This is a genomic window from Nibribacter ruber (assembly GCF_009913235.1).
Classification (GTDB): domain Bacteria; phylum Bacteroidota; class Bacteroidia; order Cytophagales; family Hymenobacteraceae; genus Nibribacter; species Nibribacter ruber.
Map to the genome: position 1 here is coordinate 2642275 of NZ_CP047897.1, position 19142 is coordinate 2661416.

Consider the following 19142-nt stretch of genomic DNA (forward strand, 5'->3'; position numbering starts at 1 on the left):
ACCTTTTAGCCGTTTCAAGGCTTCCTGCTCTAAAGGACTACATGAACATCAGGCTTTGTCACAGAGTCGCTTGAAGCGGCTAAAATAGGCTTAAAAAAGGCTTCCCATAGTAGGCTTCCCTTCTAAGGGGGAATAACTCCGCCAACCAATTAGGATTCCCTGTTTTAAATTTAAAATTATTTAATTTTATGAGTCACAATGAAATCAGCTAACACCAGAGACACTTCCTATTCCACTCCATGGGTATCTTCAACCTTTTTATCATTGCCTCCTACTTCCTGACCATTTCCCTTACCCATAACGGTGACACACCTCATAAAGGCGGTTCACACACTGGCAAGTGCACAGGCTCCTCTAACTGCACCGCCTGCTCCAACTGCAACTACTGCAAGCACTGCAACAGCGGGGGCTCCTGCGGGGTATGCACTGGCGGGGGAAGCAGTTACACCGCCTACCCTGCACCGGCGAGAAAGGCAAGCGCCTCACCAAAAAGAAAATCTGCCAAGGTGCCGAGCAAGGCTCTTACAACTCGCAAACTCAGCACAGCCAAGGCTAGCCCAACTACTAGCAGGACCAGTTCCACCGGCAAAGTGGCATCGCTAAGCAAAAACAATGCTAAAAATACGAGCACATCGCCCAAAACGACTGATTCGCCAGCCATTGTGAACGCTGCCCCTAGGGATTACAAGGTTCACTCTGAAATGGTGGAAGTGCGGATTGGGCCCGGCGCAGAATATCCCATTACGGCCAAACTGCCAAAGGGAGAAGTAGTGACTTCTTCTTCATTAGAGGGGGAAGAATGGGTGAAGATTACCATCTCCTCTTTCCAGAACGGAAGCCTGAGAATAAGCAAAGGGTACGTGAACAGACAGGGCCTAACCAAACTATAGGCTGGATAGTTTCACCTTATGCCTGGGGAGCAAAATCAGTCTGATCAATTTTGAATATGCTTTAAAATCGACCCCTTATAGCCTTTGTGTTCTTTAAGCATTCATTGTAAAAGCATTTACAGAAAATGGCTTGAACAGGCTAAAACAGGGGGAAATTATGCAGTTTTAGATAGTACAACAACGTTGTGAATCTTTATTGCACAATCAAAGGCAATATTGAGGTGTAATTTTTTAAGTTAAATTATTTAAGACGCTGTAGGATGCGACAATTTGATTTTGACTCATGCTGGATAAACTTCCCTTGTCCTAAATGTAATTACATTGTAGATGTCCAGCTAATAGATGCTAAAACAGAAAATTATGCTTTCTGCCATAACTGCAAAGTAAGAATCAACATTCAAGATAGTCAGGCCTCTGTCCACCAAGGCATCGAGGCAATGAACAGTTCTTTAAGAAAACTTCAACAGGCATTTAAAAAATTCGGCAAATAATGTACTACAACCACAATCTAAGAACTAATCTTCAAGAATGGAAGAATAGGCTCTACAGGGCTAACTATTCCCAATTCGGTAACCAAATAAACTATTTCATAAATAACATTGAAAGCGAGAAGATTCTGGCTTCTATTCTATTGGAAGGAAAGTTGAAGTATGGGTTAGATTCAGAGAAAGTAGAAGAATTTATCAAGGCAGAAGACAGCCGTGGGTTTCTTCAATTTGACGGCGAGGATGAGCAAGCAACATATGTTTACCTCATGATTAAGCATTTATTTGCTAAACACGGCCCCAACAACCTATTGTATTCCTCTTTATTAGGTCGTGCCAGCTTTGACGATTCAAAAAGCCACTTCCTTGAGGCTTACATCACTCCATTAGTCAACTATCTGCACGATAAGCTAGACAAATCGAACTCTACCATATTCCTTTTGGAGAAATACAAAAAGCGGACGGAATGGTTTAATAGGGAAAGACTTTACAGCCTTTACAAAAGTGCTACCAAAAGTTATGAACAAATCCTTGAAGATGATTTAAGGTTGTTCCTCTTTGATCAAGGGATTGATTACCCTTTCTCCACGCCTAAGTCAGTGTCGGGCCGCGCTGATATCATAGGGGCTTTGGACACAGATGACCCGTTAGTGATTGAGGTTAAGGTATTTGACAGTGAGAAAGGGTACAAGGTAAACAGAATTAAAGAAGGACTTACCCAGATCATCAAGTATACAAACGACTATCATAAGGACTTTGGGTATCTGGTTGTTTTCAACTTAGATGATGTTGAGATTGACTTCAACTTCAATGAGGAAAGAAAGTACTTCCCCCCTAGGCTAGTCATCAACAACAAGTGCTTCTTTCTGGTAGTTGTTAATGTAAAGCCACCGTTAACCTCTGCAAGCAAGGCAGGAAAGTCAACCAAGCTAGAAATAACAGAGCAAATCCTTTTAGATAGCTAGTAAGGCTTGTTCGGGAACGTACGCCAGAATCCGCTACTAATTAATTCATGTTAATTACTCAAAAATTATTCAATGACTTAGCTCGCGAAAACACTTCATTCAGGTAAACCTCAAGCATGGACAATATGAAAAAATATCCACCAAGAACTGTTTTCAATTGCCGCAGATTTGCACAAATCATAAGTAGAAGCACACTTCATAAGCCTTAAGATGAACAAATACTAAATAAGGGCTACCTCTCTGAAAGTTAAGACAACTATTCTAAGCCTAAAAAAGCTAATTTAAAATTGAATATAAAAAGAAGAGGCTTTGGTAGATAACCACCAAAGCCTCTTCTTATATTTACTTTAAAGATTATGCAAGTTACTACCCAATTTGCAACCGGCTTCCGTATTCTTCAAGATGTTTAATAGCAATATCTATGTACTTGTCTTTAAAAAGGGCTCTTTTCCTTTCAGACCAGTTATGTATAGATTGAACTATGTCCTTTGACTGAATATCTTTCTTTTCGCTTTTAACAAAATCAACAGTGGCTAGAATCTCTAATGAAAAAGCCGATTGAAAACCATCAATTAGCTTAACAAGATTATCTAGACGCTGCTTGTGCTCATAAGTGAGTTCATTATTAATATAACCACTTATTTCTTCAAAAGTATTGTAATTTAATTCGAGAGGTTCAAAAGCCTTTGCACTTCTTTGCTCTAGTCCTTTTAGGTACTTTCCATTAAGAGCAACCATAACATGCTCAACTTGAACACTGTATGGGCCATAGTGGCTTCTAGTGAAGTTCAATTTACTCAAACTGCTTTCCCCAAGGCGTTGCAGAAAATATGCAAGTTTATTAGCTACAAATAAGCTACTAGTTTCACCTAATGCTTCATAATAGAACAAAGCATACAGAAGCATTGCGCGTGCCGGGGTAAGCTTTACAACTTTTTTTGTTTCTTGTTGTTTTAACAACTCCTTTACTGCCTCATTGGGTTCATAAACATGAATTGCTACATTAGGTAAGTTTCCAAGATATTTTTCAATCATTGGTTTTACTTTATCCCACTTAAGCCCCCCATTTCCACAGCCCAAAGGAGGAATTGCAATGCTTTTAATTTGGTTTGATTCAATAATTCTAGCTAATTCCTTTAGCCCATCTTCCACATAACCATAACTTGATTTTAAGTACCATTCGGTTTTAGTAGGAAAGTTAATTATTGTTTTTTCTCCTTTAATAGTCAACTCTTTTACAACCAAAAGTTTCCCAGGTTGCAATTCCTTTCTTTTACAAGCCGCTGAATATATTTTAAAGTTTATAGGGAATTCCTCTTTAAACTGCAAAGCAATTCCCTTACCCATGACACCAACTGTGTTCACGGTATTTACTAATGCCTCTGTATTGGCATCTAACAAGTTTCCTTTAATGTACTCCATTAATAGTAAAACTCCTTTCTAGGGTTAATCAAAACTGGAATACTCAGTCCTAAATGCTTTAGCATATTATTCACCTGCACCTCTCTCTCAGCATCATATACAACAATACATCCAATTGTTGATGCAGGAACGTGATTTTTGACTAGAAACTCGGCCTGCTTTCTCCTCATACGGTCAAAATCATCTTCAGTGTTACTCCACCATCTCTGTGTAACAACTTCCCAATCTACTTTCTCCAAGTTGTCTAAGCTGTTGTAAAACTCTGAGATTGCAGTTTTAGCATGTCCATCAGTATAGCACCAATGACTACATGAATCCGCCACATCACTAATTTTGCAACATAAATAAACAATATCTGTTTGTGGCCTTTTAGTAATACCACGATGACCTGTTTTTATGTTGTACAGCATTGGAGACAAGGGCCCGAAGTAAAAAGGAATGTATTCCCCTAACTCACCTCCCGGGGGCGATATTCCTACTTGATGGTTATTTCGCTGTTCAATCAGATTGCTGTCGCCAATATTAATGTAGTTCGGGTCAGCGTTGGGATGGTATCGATTGAATATACCATGCTTTAAAATGTATTCCAAGTTATCTTTATGGATAATCCTAAATAACCACTTTTTGGCAGGTATTACTGACATTGCTTTAGAAGTCTCTCAAATCTTTATCAAAACTAATCATTTATTTTTTCTCAAGTGTCCAAACAACAAACCTTTCCAATAGCCAACCAAGACTCAGCCCCTCTAAGGTTATTACAGTTCAACCACATTTCTAATACCTTAACAACCAAATTGCCTGCAACATTCACTTATTTTATGCTTGATTAGAAAGAATTAAAATTTTACATGTTGAAACTCGGCAACTATCAGAGTCATAAGAACCCATGGAGAAGTATTGAAATATTTAGCAGTTTCAGTTAACTTGTAACTGCGGATAAGCAAGAATACATAAAAATGTCACCTATTTGGTCACCTGTAAAACGACAAAAGCCTTGCAAGTGGCTAACTTACAAGGCTTTATCTTACTATTGGGTAGACTCAGGGGCTGAAATATCGAACTTTCTGCTTCAAGATTTAGACTCTTTAGAGAAATTTTTCCGGAGTGTAAGTCTTGATTAACAAACCCAATACCTCCGGAAGGACTAGCTACTTACCTTTAGCTTTTATGATCTCCGAGTTCTTCTCCCAGGGCTTCGAAGCCCTGGGAGAAGAACTCAGCAAGGCTTACATTTAGGTACCGGCAGACTGCCTCAAGGGTGCTAAGCGTTACGTTGGCCCTGCCCGCTTCCAGCCGAGCCAAGTGGATGCCGGTGTCGTGAAAAACCACCTCCAGGGTCACGCCCTTCGCCTCGCGTAGCTGCTTCACCCGCGCAGCCACCGCGTCTATAAGCCGTTGGTTTCTCAGTCTCGCCATTCGTTGCGGCAAGCTGGCGAAACCACAGTTTTATTTTAATGACATACTTGTCATTAAAGGGTATGAAGGGTAGATTTGCCTGAGTCAGAAACCACTCCTCACATGAACCCTAACTGCGACATCCATTATTTCGCCGAGGCCGGGCACAATGCTCTGAGCCTATTGTACTGGACCTTCTGGCCTGAGGGCAGCAGGAGCCTAGGGCCCATATACCCAATCGAGAAATTAGCAGAGATAAGCGGAAAAACGGCCGATGAGGTCTTGGAGGCAGTAAGGAGCTCTAGCGCCGCCTCCGCCCGGTGCGCCGTCTGCCAGACTTCCTTCCCGTTAAAAGACAGGGAGGAGCTGGAGCAACTGCAGTTTGGATTCAACGGCTACCAGGTGATGTGTACAAGCTGCAGTCGAGAGGTCACGGAGAATGCCCCCATTATAAGGGCACTGCACCGCAGAGGTGAGTGCAATCTAAGGCCCATTATTCCCATCGGCAGGGAGGAGACTTTCGAACAGCTCACATCACTCTTCCCGCACGTATTCCCCTCTGTCAGTCCGGCCGCCTTCCTCGACGAGGAGACCTCACAATCCTTTGCCATGGACGCGACCGGACTCGAGCTTTTCCACAAGGCTAGGTTCTCCTTCGCGTTGGCCGACGAGGAAAGCCACGTGCTGGCGGTCATAGACCACCCGTTCAAACATGAGCAGGCACAGTGGTCAAACAACGTTGAGTATAAGGAAAGGCTGATGAATCATGTAGGGGTACCTTACTATGTCTTCCCTAAGGACAGAAAGCGCTTCCTCTCTACCGAGGTACCCCGCCTGCTAAAGGCCGCAGAACTGCGCATGAAATTTGGGGGTGCGGGTATGTTGGAAGCTGCTGCTTTCATTTCGCAGGAACCTCCATTTTAAGAACTAGAGCATTCCTAAAATTTTCATACAAGAAATGCTCATTACAGCCATGTTAAATGGTCTTTTTAAATCCTCGGAAAAATTGTTGTCTAAATAATTTATAAAACTCTCCTATATAGCATTGCTCCTATTTTGCTAGTATTGTAGTAGCAGCTACCACTACTGGACTGCATTATATAATGTAGTAAATGGAAGTATCACTCATAAGTGAGGAAAAGCATCACTGTGCAGCCCCCACATGGAATGGATTTGTATATCAGGGAAAGATAGCTCTTATCGTTGTTCTGGATCTACTGCTAGGCCAAGACCAGAATTGGCAGGATTATGCTTTAGAGTTGGAATGGAGAGAAGATTTCAGCATTAAAAACCAAGAGCGATATATCTCAATCCACCAAGTAAAATGCAAGGGTGGTTCAGGAGCAGCGGAGTATCAGGAAGCAGTTGACAAGCTTCTGGCCAACATCTATCAAACTGAAAGCCTTGAAGAGCCAACTACCTTGCCTATAAGGTGTCTACATACGGCATGCTCCATAATTTCTCCAGAGTGGAATGGAATAACGTTGTATGATTATGGGGCTGGGAAATGTTTTATGCCAATCGAGTTTATAGACAAAGAGTTATTAAGCAGAATCTCAAACTATCTTAACAAAATAGACCCAGAAAATTCTGGAAATAGAGGTACGACTTTCTATGATCGTTGTCTTTTGTATTTATGTAACAAAATTACAGCCAAAATACAGGACATCCATCGCATCAATCATACTGGTGTCCGTGTAGCTGATATAGATAAACGAATCCCATTCGAAGAGATTATTGCTACATTGCAAAAGAACTATAATGCTAATTCGGAGGATTATTACACCTTTCGAATAAAGGAAACTTTTAATAAAGCATTTGAGAATTTTTTCTCCGAAAACAATATTACTGAAGAGTTGAGCAAAGAACAATACACGAAGCTTTGTGTGTATAGTTCTCTAATCAATTGCCTGGCAAATGATAAATTCAGACACTTTTGCCTAGCTATTTTTCCGGGTGCTGATATAATAGAAGAATCAGGGTTTCCTGAGCACCATGCTCATATCATTACAGATAACTTTTGCGAGATCCTTAGCCATATATCACTTCGCGCCGATATAGCCGACAAAGACTACAAACTTCAATATCATAAAGGTGGAGCTAATTATCTACCGACATCTTTGGGAGATAAAAAACTAAGAATTATCAATGAATTAAGGAAGAATATTCATAAAGATGCCTATCTGAGGGTTCTGTATGAAGTGAGAACTATAATCACTAAAAGCGTGTCCTTTGCCTCCTTGGGAAAGGAGCTGGGCCATATTATGAATATACAGAACCTGGAGCACAGCTCAGAAATCAGAGAAAAAATAAATCAGATACAGGCAATTGAGATGATTGATCGAGTAGCAGCTAAACAAAGGATAGATACAGATGACTGACATACTTAAAAGCATACTACAGCAACTAAACTTTACCATTGCCCAGCAAGAAAGCCTTCCTGTTGGGTCTTTTTTAGCCTCATTTAGCTCCTCCCAAAAAGAGGAGTACTTTCTTGTACTAAATGTGGCAAGCTTAAATCCAGATAAGTGGGCCGAGGAGAAGCTTGACCAAAGTCTAGCAGATCTGGTTTCTTTTTGGAAGGGCCATCTCTCAGGTTTCAGCAAGAACGTGAGTTTGCTGGTGCTTTGGCAAGTTCTTAGTGAAGAGGAAGTCGAAAACAGCAAAAGATTTATCTTCGAGCTGGAGGAAGACCCCTATGATTTCAAAAAGTACGTCCTATTTTACACCGAGCCAGAGTTATCAGCTTTCACAGATAAGTTCTCAGAAGACGGATATAGATTAGAGGACCTTCAGAAAGAACTGAATAACCCCAATTCCTTTGAGTCTTTTAAAAGTTACCTCAAATCTAAAGCCCCATCTGCAGAGGAAACATTTCGCTACTTCTCTCTTCTTAGCCGCATCTTCATAAAGGTCCCGATCTTACGGACGACTAGTCAGCACCAGGAGGTGTATGATTTGCAGAATGCCATTGATTCTATGTTTAGGCTTAAGGGGCATGAGGTTTTGCAGCAAAGGCTGCTAAACCTAGATGTGAGTATATTGGAAAATGATCCGATTGATAAACTGATAACCAAGCTCTGCGATGAATAAGATAAAAATAAGCAGGCTCAGACTGGAGAACTTTAAACTATTTGATGCCAGGACATTTGACTTTGAGGATAAGGACCTTGTGGTGCTTGACGGACCTAATGGATTTGGGAAGACCTCTCTCTTTGATGCTATAGAACTGCTTATAACAAGGAATATTACCCGGATCAACCGAGCGGCAGGGACGTTGATTAAGTCATTTTCATACAATGACCCCCTATTGTTATGCAGGGAGGCTATAGAAAACAGAGAGACAGGGGAAACCTGTATCTCGGTAACTATGGAGGTCTCCAATGAGGAGGGGAAATTTGTCCTATGCAGAAGGATGAAATGTACAGCAAGGACGGATGGGAACGCCTACCCTGACAACTTCTCGGAATTCAATCTCTATCAGTTGCCGAATTTTGAATCAGACTTTAATGAAGGCGCATTACTAACCGAGACCGAGGAAAAGGAGCTAGTAAGCCAACTATTCGGAAGTACTATCCTGCACTACTATTCCCTCTTTTACTACATTGAGCAGGAGGATAGCACCCATTTCCTAAAACGCGGCGAAAGGGACAGAAAGGAGTTCATCAGTTCCCTTTTCGACACAACAGAGCAGGAGTTTCAGAGCAAGAAAATCGATATTGTAAGAAAGCGGCTCTCAGACAAATTGAAAGAGCTCTCTACTTCTATAGGCAACTTACTGAGCAAAAGGGAGGAAGCGAAGGGAAAGGCACGGAACGAGAATATTGACGCTGAAACCTATAAATCGGTCCTTACTGGGCTTGATGTCCATAGAATATGGGATATAGAACTAGAGCGTTTAGAGGAGGATGTATACAATGCTGGTAAAAAAGAGCTACAGTCCCTTGAGGACTTCCTGGCAACCTTCAATGTATTCAAACAGGATCGGATCAACGCTAAACTCATTAAATACGCTGAGAACTTTCCGTTACTGAGGTCAACAATTGCCCTGCTCCATTTTCTTCCAGAGATGGAGACTATAAGGGCCAACTACAATACCCAATTGGAAATCCTGCAGGCAAGGCAAAAGCTACAGGGAGATCAGCTCACTAAGACGTTGCTCAACAATCTAGTAGATTTCGGGCGGATCTCCTCACTGCTACAAATCCAGGCCCCATCCGATTCACTGCAAAATGAAATTGAACAACTAAGAAGGCTACAAGCTAACGCCAACGATCTCGACCTACTCATCCGGGACTTGAACAATAGCCGGTTGGCACTCCAAGCTCAATTTAATAAGGTAAGGGGAGCTGAAGGCATCAAAGACAGTGAGTGTCCATTATGCGGGTTTGACTGGTCTGATTTTGAGCAATTGTTGGCGGCTATGCAACAGAAAGAAGACAAATTCACCAGTTTGTTCAAAGGTAATATTGAACAAATTAGTGCCCTGCTTCATTTGATCACTGATAGTGAGCTCAAGCCCTTGATAGAGGCTTTAAAACGGTATGAGGCCAGCAACATTCTAATTCAAGAAGCATTCTACTCCCAGCTGTTAGAGGCATCTAAGCAAAAAAACGAAATTGTTAGCTTCTCCGATTGGCTAAACAAATATGGAATAAGCATTGACAAGTTTCTTAGAACTGATTTTAATGCTTATGAGCCAATCTCACCAGAGGAGGTGCAGACCTTAGGAACCTTTATCATCGAGCAGCAGCAACCTGCTGACAAAGACTTAATACCTACCGACGCTTCATCTACCTATAAGGATTTTTTTAAATCGAATGAGGATAATTTGAAGCTGATCTCCATTTCAGATTTACAGGCAAAGAATAGATATCTGGATTACCAATGGCATTTGACCAATAGTTCTGCGCTAAAGACTATAGACGCATCCCTGGAGCAGGCGCGAAGCCAAAAAACGAAACTGGATGAGCTGCATGGACAGCTTAACGAAATGAAAGGCATCTACAAAAAAGAGTTGAATATATTCCGAAGTAAGGTAATTAGGGACATTGAAATTCCATTCTATTTGTACAGTGCGCGAATCATACAGAGCTACCAGCGGGGACTGGGCCTTTTCATCCATGGGGAAGGCGGGCAAGAATTAAAATCCATAAAGTTCCTGTCAGACCTGAACTCCAACCACGATGCCCTGTTCTCCCTAAGCTCCGGCCAGTTAACAGCATTAGTCATCGCATTCTCTCTCGCCTTAAATAAGATATACGCAGAGAACTCCCTCCTTCTGATAGATGATCCAACTCAAACAATGGATGAGATCAACGTCGCCTCCTTAGTTGAGCTACTTAGAAATGAGTTCGGTGATAGGCAAATTTTCTTGTCCACACATGAAGATGATACTTCTATGTACCTCCGGTACAAGTTCCAAAAGTACGGGAAAGAGACAAAACGAATAAATTTGAAAGAAACGACAATTCTTGAATAACCATTGAAGGACTAATTCACTGACACTTTTAAAAATTAATTAAACTTAGGTTTTATTGCTAGTTGTATTTGATTTAAACATTAGTTTTCACTTCTTAGACCACTACTCAACTTACTGAAATTCAACACCAAACAAGGGATATATTCTACGGGGAAGCTCTTTTATCAAAAGCTGACCAGATAGAAGTTAGAGTTGATGATTCAAAGTAGTATAGATGCTATTTTTCAGATTCTTTAACATGTTTAACGCTAGATGTAGCTGTTTAAATTAATTTCCGTTGCAGTCACCAAGTTTGACAAGAGTGTGAGAATCAAAGTGACCCACGTAACCTGTAAAAGGATTAACTACTATTTACCTTTTCAATTTTTAGACTCGATCCATTAAGAAGACGACTGGGCTGTGTTGTCTGATAAAAATGACAACCGTTAGCGCCGTGTATCAGCATACACTTTCAAAGGTCTGCTCAGCTCTTTTCTAAATATTAGAATCCTGCCCTATATTAAACTCTGCTTTTAGTTCTTACCAAACCAGACCCAAAAACGGTTTGTGTATGGTGCATATCTCGAAGAGTGTGCACCATAGCTATAGAAATTTGTGTTTTGTACCACTTAGAAGTGTAACCTCTATCAGTGGCTATAGCCCTATAAAAATTGACATGCTGGTTGGCCAGCAAATGTTTACTAAAATAAAAGAGCCTGTAAGCATCTTTATATTTCAACATGATCGATCACCTTGTTTGCTGCACCTCTGAATTTTTGAGTTTTGAGCATTTTATCGAATAGGGCGATGGATTGGTTTAGGTGATTGGGATTCTTTGTTTCCAAACTAGACAGCGAGTTGTATATTCCGATAAGAACTTTGACAGGTTCGCCATCATAGTAGCCCGCCTGAGAAATATCAGGCTTGTCGTAGGTGGTCACGTGTTGTAGAAGTTCAAGACATTCGACAGGATGCTTTTTGGCACATTTGAGCAGGTATTCGAAATAGTAATGCGGCTCCTTCTTTGCCACATTAGATCGTGCGTACTTTTGGAGCAATGGATAAACTTCAAGGAACATTTCGGGGGTGAGGTCAAGGAATGCGGAAGAATACTCTTGGATTACCTTTTCATTAGTGGAGCTAAGGAACCTTAGAAAGATTTGGCGGCATTTTGCCCGAACACTTTTCTTTTTATCCCCGAGATTATTGACGGCTATGTCTACCAGTTTGGCTTTTGCTTCATCACTTATTTTTAGCAGTGAGTTTAGGAGCTGATAGCTTCCTTCTTTTTCTTTTAACCAAGCTACACCCAAAACAGCGGCAATTGCACCTTGTATGGACTCCATTTTTATTGCTCGTTGGAAGTAGTCAGTGAGCTTTTCGAAGTTGTTGTTGAGTAAGTATTGTACCGACCAGATGGAATGCTCCATGATTTCTGGTTCGTTTGAGCTTACAAGCTTTAAAAAAATTTCCAGTGTTTTTTGCTCATTTAGATTCATCAGCACCGCCAGCCTAGCCATAACTGCCACTCGAACACTAAGATTGGGGTCCTCTGCTATTGTGTGAAGTGCTTCGAAAACAAGGTTTTCAAAAGCGGGATTGAAATAGACCTTACTGATATTTCCTGCTGCCGATCCGCGCACATTATTTAAGCCATCACTCAACGCATTATTACGAATTGTGTTCTCCTCAGGGTTTGGGTGATTCTTAGCTGTTTCGATCAAGTATTCTAGTACATCCTGATCCAGGATTTTGGCCTCTAAGAAGTATGAGGACACCCAAACGAAGTAAAGAGTGTATTCTCGATCAAATGGAATGGAAAGGGCCTTTTTGTAAATGCGCTGCACTTCGACCGGGTTATGGCCCCCCTCTTCTAAGCCTTTAAGGCCAGCCACTATGTATTGGTAGGGCGCTTTGTTCTCATCAATCAGCTTTTCGATGAAGGGAAAGAAGTGTGATGCCTTGATTTTTACTTCTGCCTGAAATGCACGGGAGTGCTCTAGAATTGATCCCCTGTCCGATGCGAACTCAGTCTTGTATTCTGCATCGTACTTTTCGAATGTTTGCTCCCATTGGCCAAATGTCATTTTATCGTAGGCCGAACTGTCCATAGGCGGGCCAACGCCTATCCACCTAAACTTGTGGGGTTCTGTATCAACGACCTTCGGAAACTTACGTTCTAACTCTAAAAAAGCCCTGTTTAACAAGGGTCGTTGCTTCAACTCGCTTGTGGGTAGTGCACTTAGGTATAGATATTTTTTCTGACCGTACCTCTGCAAACTCGGTCGCGTTTTCCCGTTTTCGTCCTGATAGGTGGCCAGCTCATATTCTGATTTAATCGAAAGCAGCAAACTGTCTATTTGATCTTTTTGGGCGTTGTCAAAATGCGGGTAAGCCTCTTTTAACAGCTGGCGAAACTGAAATTGAATCTTGTCATCACCTTCTAGTCCTCCTTTTTGATGAAAGAGCTCCATTAGACTAAATATCTCATTTGCATAATGGGCTGGGTTTGCCAACAACCCGAAGAACAACAACCTTAAGATGGTAATGGAATTACAGTTCTGATGATCTGCCAAGAACTGGTCAAACCACGGAGTGGTTTGTTCTGCTTGCTCTTGCACTTTGTCTACGAGCAGGCGATATATAGCCTCGTGCCCGTGAGAACGGCTATCACGCTCATAGTCGAACAGCCAGAAACCAAGGTCGGTGTACAATTTAGATTTATCCTCGCCCCCGGTTTTTGCAGAAATCCGCTTGATTATATCCAAAGCGAAGTCGGACGCTTTAATGGTATCCACGTCGAACATCTTTTTAAACAGCTGTTCGTCCTGGTACTCAAAATGGGGCTTGTCGCTGAAACCTTTGATGGCTTCAATCTTTTTGAGGCAGTGGTTCTTGTATCGCTGTATTACCCAATCGATATCGAAGCCCAGTGCATCTTCGAGTGTCTTATAGTAACCAAAGCGATCAGCTCCTGCTTCGGACTCATGTATTTCGAAGAGCTGGAAAGCTATTGGAACATCCCACTCTTTAACATGGTAGAGCAACCTGAAAATGAACTTTGGCTTCCCTTCAAATTCAGAGCAATTCAAAAGAAAACCACAGACCTCTTGCCTGCTTTTGGGTAGTTGTTTGATCAAAATCTGCCAAAGCAGGTTAATTTGCGCATCCCATCTTTCAGAGGTGCTTTTATAGTGTAGAAGGGTTTTTATTTTGTCTACAAACTTGTTCGCTTCTCCCCAATCGCGTTCTGCGAGCCTGTTGCGCCAACCAATCTTTTGGGTAATCAGTTTATTCAATTCTCCTTCTTTAAGAAGAAGCGTAAACCAACCATTGCCGGTAACCGACTCTAAAAAAGGCAGCTTCAGTTCTTTGCTCGGCAGAATGAGGGATTTTACGAGCTGCTTTTCCTTGGCTGTTGGGGCTTCTTCAAAACCAAGCAAATTCAACAGCATTAGTTTGATATGAAACCGATACCTTGGAGAAAGCAGAATGGTTTCGAGGGCTTTTATGTATGCCGCATGATCTTGTTCGCGCAGAAAGCCAACAATCATTTTCAAGCTGGATCGAATGAAAAGACCTTGGTGGTTTTCAAGTATGTAGTTCGTTACCGATTTTCCGCTCTGGACGAATTGCTTCGCAAAGGCAAAGTCAAAAAATGTCTGATGGAAAAATTGGACTTCTTTATCCGCTTCGGTTACAATCCCGCTGCTTTTCAAATAATCAATCTCGTCCGTAAACGACCCGAAGAATGGCTTTGAGGGGGTGCTAATTCGCTGCTCTCCGTGCATCTGTTCCGCGATGGCAAAAACTAGGCTTTGGCATTTATCAGAACTGGCAGGTGATGTGGTTGGAACCTTGGCTATTTGCTGAACCCAGAGGCTCTCATATAGATCGTGTAGTGTGGTTATTGATCGAAGGTTGATTTGAGAATCGTACACCTTGCAAAACACATTCAGATGATGTGGCGTGCGCAAAAGGTTGAGCAATTGCCCAGGTACTTCGCTCTCTCTTGTTCCAAGCTTGGTAAGCACCTGTGTAACCTGACCTGCATCTAGTAAACCAACTCTGAAGCTTTTTTGATTTTTGTAGAACTTCAGTTCATTGTCATAGTCGAGATCGTATGCTCTTACAGAAATAACCACTCTTACCCGATCAATGGCAATAAGCTTTCTAACAAGGAGGTTGTAGGCATCGAGGTATTCTCGTTTGGCTGATAAAGACTGGGAAAGCGCATCTATCTGGTCAATAAGCACAACTACCCGCTCACTGACCACGCTTAGGGTTCGAACTACTTTCTCAAACGAGTCTTCGAGATCAATTTTGTTTTGTAGGTCTGTTATACTTTCTGCATAAAGCCTATCAGCTTTTAAGGCAATTGCAGGTACGTTGGCTTCATTGAGTTTCAGAAACACATCTTTTAGGATAACCGTTTTTCCGCTACCGGCACCGCCAACCAGCAAAACCACAGGTTGCTCGTCTTTTCCTAATGGTGATTTGATCCATTGAAGCAAATCATCCGTTTCCTTTCTTTCAATGTGCGAATCATCCACCCCTTCAAAAGAGCTATTATAATCCGTTAGGTAGTGGGAAGCATGATCAAATTTTTGCAGAATAACATCGACCGGAATATTGGAGGTGGTTTGGTATTCGCTCTGCTTTATTAGCTCTTCTGTCAGCTTTTCAACTGGCTCCGATTCAATCACCATTCTTACCTCGAAAAAGGTCTTGATGATAGATTGGAAACCGTCAGTATTTAGCAGTGTGTCTAAGTCTTGCGGGATTATTTTCTTTATGGTAATTGATGCGAGTACTGTTCTTAGATCAGACTGAATGTCGCTGTATTTAAGGTGTTTAAGTTCTTCATTGGCATTTATTACAGTCTCTGTCCAATCTTTTAGTTCTATCTGTTTAAGAATCTCGTTGTTGAAGTCGTCCAGTAAATCTTTAGCCTTTTCATTGAAACCGTAAGAGACGGCAAACCAATACGTGAAGTTCTTAGGGTCATGAATCAACTGTTTGTCCAAAAGGGAATGCAGCACAAACTTGATGATCTCCCTTGCACACTCTGGCCTGTTAATTCTGTTACCGCTATCAATACTATGCTTGCACTGAATTAGTCCAAGTGATTTGCCATTCAAATGCAGACTACAATCTCTCCCACGTTCCCTAACCCCTTGCAGAAGATTTATTTCATCGAACTGCCCTTTCCAGTCGCCTTTTTCAATTCTTAGTTTTCCAACTGAGTAGAGAAGCTCCTCAAACCTTCGGTCATCAAGACCAGAATATGGATAACCTCTATTTGGCGAAGCCGGAGGTCTATTTGAAGCTTCTTCGATTGTGGGTTGAGTGTAAGTTAAGGCCATTGATAAAGTTACAATCTTGGATCAAGATACTTTTATTTCCAATGATTTTAATGGCCCACGCGGAGTTTCAAACATTTAAGCTCACTACTGTATAAGCGTATGTTCGGCCTTTTACAGTAGTCTGTATAAGACCGAACATACGTCCGAACCACGGATGTGGCTAGATAGGCGAAACCTGCTGCCGAATATACCATAGGTAGTCAAGTGAGCACCCACCTAAGCCATGCATTTCGCTTCAATTTAATCCCTGCCTCAACCAGCTGGATATTTCCTTTTGAAAGCCGGTTCGCTTTCTTATAACTGCTTCAAGTCTAGCAAATGCCAGAAATGAAGCAAGAAAACAAAGCTATCATCTACTGACTCGTCCTGAAAAAAGTTGACAGTTTACACTGTTAATCCTACCCTGGGTTGACAGGGACTAATTAATCCTGCCACTCCTTTACACCTTATACCAGGAAGGACAAACATGGGTTTTGAAGTGCTCCTACTCCTCAGTTTGTACCTTAAATAAAACCTTGGGGCTATTACACAGATGCCTGCTTTTCACTGTTGGCAGTATGATAGTTCTTCCAATGCCTTCTAAGCTCCCCTTCTCTGCCGTGCGCATCCGCCGGCGTGAGCATGTCCACGCTTAAATGCGGACGCTGGTGATTGTATATGCTTATCGCCGTGGCAACGGCCGACTGTGCTTCTTGGAATGTTGGATATGTCCTTTCCAGAAGCTCTTCTTTTAAGATGCCATTCACGCGTTCCGCCAATGCATTCTCCAGCGGATCGCCGCTCTGTGTCATGGAGATGGCAATTCCTTTTTCCTTCAGCAGCTTGACATACCCTTGGCTGCAGTATTGCAAGCCCCTGTCAGAATGGTGAATGAGGTAGTCTTGCTGTAGCCAGGCAGTGAGTGCCATTTCCAAAGCCCTAATACACCCTGAGGCGGCAAGGTTGGTACTAAGAAAGAAGCCGACGATCTTGCGGCTGTAAGCGTCGGTGACCAGGCTCAGGTAAGCAAAGCCTTCTTCCAACGGGATGTAGGTAATATCGCTGACCCACAGCTGTCCCGCGGCCCTGGGCACGAAACCAGCGGCCAGATTGGGGTACTTGCGCAGCCAATGACTGGAGAATGTGGTCTGGGGTTTCGAACGCCTACGCTTCCTGACCAGTAGGCCGCGCTCACTTAGAAGCTTAAAAAAGGCATCCCTGCCGATTTGTATACCGTGGGCAGTCATAAAGGGGGACATCATCGCCAGCATCTTGCGCGCGCCTATCCGCTTTTGGCCGCGCCGGATACGAAGCACCTCGTGTATGAGCAGATCCTCCTGCAGGGCCTCCTGCTGTCTTGTTTTGATGTGCTGGTAATACGCCTGTCTGCTGTAACCAAACAATGAGCAAAGCACTCCAACTACTTGGAAGGGCGTCCTTTGCTCTACTCTCAGGATTGCTTGGTGCCAGACTTTTTTAGAATGGGAACCCCAAGCTCCTCCTCGGCGATGAGGATCGCCTCCTGCAGCGCCTGGTTGTAGAGCCGGGCCTTGCGTAGCTCCGACTGAAGGGTCTCGACATTGTTAGGCAGCCTGTCCGTGGGCAACTCCCGCAGTAGCCTGGCTCTTCTGTATTTGGATGGTTTCTTCATGCGCCCTTGGTATTCTTTTACCCAGCGGTGCAGGCTTCGGTGATCAACCCCACATCGGTCGGCCACTTCCCGGTAGCTCAGCCCGGAGGTCAGGTACTCAGCTACAATACGTTCTTTTAATGCTTTGTCCTTCATCTTGTTGACTTTTTTGTCAACCTATTTCAGGACTAGACATACACCAGGGTCTCCACCAGCGGGCAGACCACCGCCCTCCAGGTGAAAGACCTGCAGGAGACAGGCTACCAGGTGGTGAAGGTGTTCTCCGAGAAAATCTCCGGGTTCAGCAAGTCCCTCGCCGAGCGGCAGGAACTCCAGAAAGCCCTGGCCTATCTGGACAAAGAGAATGTGAAATATCTGCTCATCCACGAGATCTCTAGGCTGGGCAGAAACACCACCGAGGTGCTGAACCTGCTGAAGGAACTGGAGACAAAGAGCGTGTCGGTCCACGTCCACAACTTGGGCATCACCCTCTCGGCGGAGAACGACTCCAACCACATCTTCACCAAGCTGGTCATCACCATCATGGCGGACCTGGCGCGAATGGAGAGTGAGCAGCTGAGCCTGCGCATCAAGTCAGGCATCAGGAGCCGCAAGGCGCAGGGCCTGCACACGGGAAGGAAGGTCAACTCCACAGAGTCCAGGGAGAAGTTTCTGGGCAAGCACAAAGAGGTGATCAAGTATCTGGGATTGGGCAGGCCTTACAGTGAGATCACCAAGCTGACCGGTGCCGCGCCTTATACCATCTCCAAGGTGAAGAAGGCGCTGGCGGAGGAGTGATTGGTGTATTCAAGTAAGTGGTTTGTCTCACTTTATCATCCCGAAAACTAGGAATGTATTTTGATTTGTGAGACGGCAGATTGAGACATATCCCAACAGGCTGGGCAAGTAGTGACAAGCACCATTCATAGTCTCAGAAAACGGCCGTTATCTGGGACTGATATATCCTTTTAAAGCAAAGGCCAAGTCCAGAAAAATCTTGACAGTTCACACTGTTAATCCTAACCTTAGTTGATAGATTTTACTCGGTGTATAATTAAGCTTAGCTTTTCCGTTTAATATAAATTAGATGTAAAAACACCCTAACATCTTTAAATCTCGATTAAAAACACTTGTCATGGAATTTAATTTAAAATCTGTTTTCATTCTCTAACATTTTTAAGTACATACTCCCAAAAAGAATTAAAATTCCTACAATGACATAAAGTATCAATGCAAGGTCACCATATTGACTTTGCTTCTCACTTTCCTGGGAGTATTTCTTCACTATTTTCATGCCCCTACCTAAATATAAATACACATAATATGTCAACACAAGTACCATTACACAAAGGGTGCCAGCTCCAAATGCTGTACCTAAATATGATATTCCTTGCAACCACCCCAATGAAACAAGCATCATTAGGATGCCATAGATGTAGACTATTATAGATATTGATAAAGCAATCAATGAGGAAACAGCAGCAATATCCCCATTTCCTACTCTTTGTTGCCACTTATAAAACCTAAAATATAAATAATCAAACATTTC

The 19142-nt window shown here is 42.6% G+C and carries 14 protein-coding genes and 1 pseudogene; 7 read left to right on the plus strand and 8 right to left on the minus strand.

The window, feature by feature from the left end; all coding sequences use genetic code 11:
* Window positions 1–451: 451 nt before the first annotated feature.
* Window positions 452–661, minus strand: a complete 210-nt coding sequence (locus GU926_RS11065) for a hypothetical protein (protein ID WP_160691829.1) — start codon at window positions 659–661, stop codon at window positions 452–454.
* 1 nt (window position 662) lies between these two features.
* On the opposite strand from GU926_RS11065, the gene GU926_RS11070 reads away from it, so the two are divergent.
* Both GU926_RS11070 and GU926_RS11075 read left to right on the plus strand, forming a co-directional pair.
* Window positions 663–890, plus strand: a complete 228-nt coding sequence (locus GU926_RS11070) for an SH3 domain-containing protein (RefSeq protein WP_160691831.1) — start codon at window positions 663–665, stop codon at window positions 888–890.
* 490 nt (window positions 891–1380) lie between these two features.
* Window positions 1381–2340, plus strand: coding sequence for a hypothetical protein (locus GU926_RS11075; protein ID WP_198001407.1), 960 nt, complete (start codon window positions 1381–1383; stop codon window positions 2338–2340).
* A 366-nt stretch (window positions 2341–2706) separates the two neighbouring features.
* Here GU926_RS11075 and darG read toward each other — a convergent pair whose 3' ends face one another.
* From darG to GU926_RS11090, 3 genes are all read right to left on the minus strand, one after another.
* Window positions 2707–3762, minus strand: coding sequence for a type II toxin-antitoxin system antitoxin DNA ADP-ribosyl glycohydrolase DarG (darG, locus tag GU926_RS11080; RefSeq protein ID WP_160691833.1), 1056 nt, complete (start codon window positions 3760–3762; stop codon window positions 2707–2709).
* Entirely contained in the window at window positions 3762–4406 is a 645-nt protein-coding gene (gene darT / locus GU926_RS11085; protein WP_160691835.1) for a type II toxin-antitoxin system toxin DNA ADP-ribosyl transferase DarT, read from the minus strand. The genes darG and darT overlap by 1 nt, the downstream gene beginning before the upstream one ends.
* 514 nt (window positions 4407–4920) lie before the next feature.
* A complete protein-coding gene (locus GU926_RS11090; RefSeq protein ID WP_160691837.1) occupies window positions 4921–5178 on the minus strand; it encodes a helix-turn-helix domain-containing protein in 258 nt (85 codons plus the stop codon).
* A gap of 102 nt (window positions 5179–5280) precedes the next feature.
* On the opposite strand from GU926_RS11090, the gene GU926_RS11095 reads away from it, so the two are divergent.
* The 4 genes from GU926_RS11095 (at window position 5281) to GU926_RS11110 (ending at window position 10639) form a co-directional block, all read left to right on the plus strand.
* Entirely contained in the window at window positions 5281–6081 is an 801-nt protein-coding gene (locus GU926_RS11095) for a DUF2726 domain-containing protein (protein ID WP_160691838.1), read from the plus strand.
* Between the two features lie 188 nt (window positions 6082–6269).
* Window positions 6270–7538 (plus strand): ABC-three component system protein, encoded by a 1269-nt coding sequence (locus GU926_RS11100; protein ID WP_160691840.1) that lies wholly within the window; start codon window positions 6270–6272, stop codon window positions 7536–7538.
* Entirely contained in the window at window positions 7531–8250 is a 720-nt protein-coding gene (locus GU926_RS11105; protein ID WP_160691842.1) for an ABC-three component system middle component 1, read from the plus strand. The genes GU926_RS11100 and GU926_RS11105 overlap by 8 nt, the downstream gene beginning before the upstream one ends.
* Window positions 8243–10639: an ATP-binding protein gene (locus GU926_RS11110; protein ID WP_160691844.1), complete on the plus strand. Its 2397-nt coding sequence runs from the start codon at window positions 8243–8245 to the stop codon at window positions 10637–10639. The genes GU926_RS11105 and GU926_RS11110 overlap by 8 nt, the downstream gene beginning before the upstream one ends.
* A 707-nt stretch (window positions 10640–11346) precedes the next feature.
* Here GU926_RS11110 and GU926_RS11115 read toward each other — a convergent pair.
* The 3 genes from GU926_RS11115 to GU926_RS11125 all read right to left on the minus strand — a co-directional run bounded on the left by GU926_RS11115 (window position 11347) and on the right by GU926_RS11125 (window position 17749).
* Window positions 11347–15984 carry an NACHT domain-containing protein gene (locus GU926_RS11115; protein ID WP_160691846.1) on the minus strand — a complete coding sequence of 1546 codons (4638 nt, stop codon included), beginning with the start codon at window positions 15982–15984 and terminating at the stop codon, window positions 11347–11349.
* A gap of 524 nt (window positions 15985–16508) precedes the next feature.
* Window positions 16509–17366: an IS3 family transposase gene (locus tag GU926_RS11120; RefSeq protein ID WP_232058299.1), complete on the minus strand. Its 858-nt coding sequence runs from the start codon at window positions 17364–17366 to the stop codon at window positions 16509–16511.
* Window positions 17367–17413: 47 nt separating this feature from the next.
* Window positions 17414–17749 (minus strand): transposase, encoded by a 336-nt coding sequence (locus tag GU926_RS11125; protein WP_160691848.1) that lies wholly within the window; start codon window positions 17747–17749, stop codon window positions 17414–17416.
* Window positions 17750–17800: 51 nt separating this feature from the next.
* On the opposite strand from GU926_RS11125, the pseudogene GU926_RS11130 reads away from it, so the two are divergent.
* A pseudogene (locus GU926_RS11130) lies at window positions 17801–18391 on the plus strand (recombinase family protein); the annotation flags it as partial.
* A gap of 349 nt (window positions 18392–18740) precedes the next feature.
* Here GU926_RS11130 and GU926_RS11135 read toward each other — a convergent pair.
* A complete protein-coding gene (locus tag GU926_RS11135) occupies window positions 18741–19139 on the minus strand; it encodes a hypothetical protein (protein ID WP_160691850.1) in 399 nt (132 codons plus the stop codon).
* Between the last annotated feature and the right edge of the window lie 3 nt (window positions 19140–19142).

Coding starts and splice junctions, on each gene's coding strand:
- GU926_RS11065 (WP_160691829.1), bottom strand. CDS start 661: ATGGCTGGCGAATCAGTCGTTTTGGGCGATGTGCTCGTATTTTTAGCA.
- GU926_RS11075 (WP_198001407.1), top strand. CDS start 1,381: ATGTACTACAACCACAATCTAAGAACTAATCTTCAAGAATGGAAGAAT.
- darG (WP_160691833.1), bottom strand. CDS start 3,762: ATGGAGTACATTAAAGGAAACTTGTTAGATGCCAATACAGAGGCATTA.
- darT (WP_160691835.1), bottom strand. CDS start 4,406: ATGTCAGTAATACCTGCCAAAAAGTGGTTATTTAGGATTATCCATAAA.
- GU926_RS11090 (WP_160691837.1), bottom strand. CDS start 5,178: ATGGCGAGACTGAGAAACCAACGGCTTATAGACGCGGTGGCTGCGCGG.
- GU926_RS11095 (WP_160691838.1), top strand. CDS start 5,281: ATGAACCCTAACTGCGACATCCATTATTTCGCCGAGGCCGGGCACAAT.
- GU926_RS11100 (WP_160691840.1), top strand. CDS start 6,270: ATGGAAGTATCACTCATAAGTGAGGAAAAGCATCACTGTGCAGCCCCC.
- GU926_RS11105 (WP_160691842.1), top strand. CDS start 7,531: ATGACTGACATACTTAAAAGCATACTACAGCAACTAAACTTTACCATT.
- GU926_RS11110 (WP_160691844.1), top strand. CDS start 8,243: ATGAATAAGATAAAAATAAGCAGGCTCAGACTGGAGAACTTTAAACTA.
- GU926_RS11115 (WP_160691846.1), bottom strand. CDS start 15,984: ATGGCCTTAACTTACACTCAACCCACAATCGAAGAAGCTTCAAATAGA.
- GU926_RS11125 (WP_160691848.1), bottom strand. CDS start 17,749: ATGAAGGACAAAGCATTAAAAGAACGTATTGTAGCTGAGTACCTGACC.
- GU926_RS11135 (WP_160691850.1), bottom strand. CDS start 19,139: ATGTTTGATTATTTATATTTTAGGTTTTATAAGTGGCAACAAAGAGTA.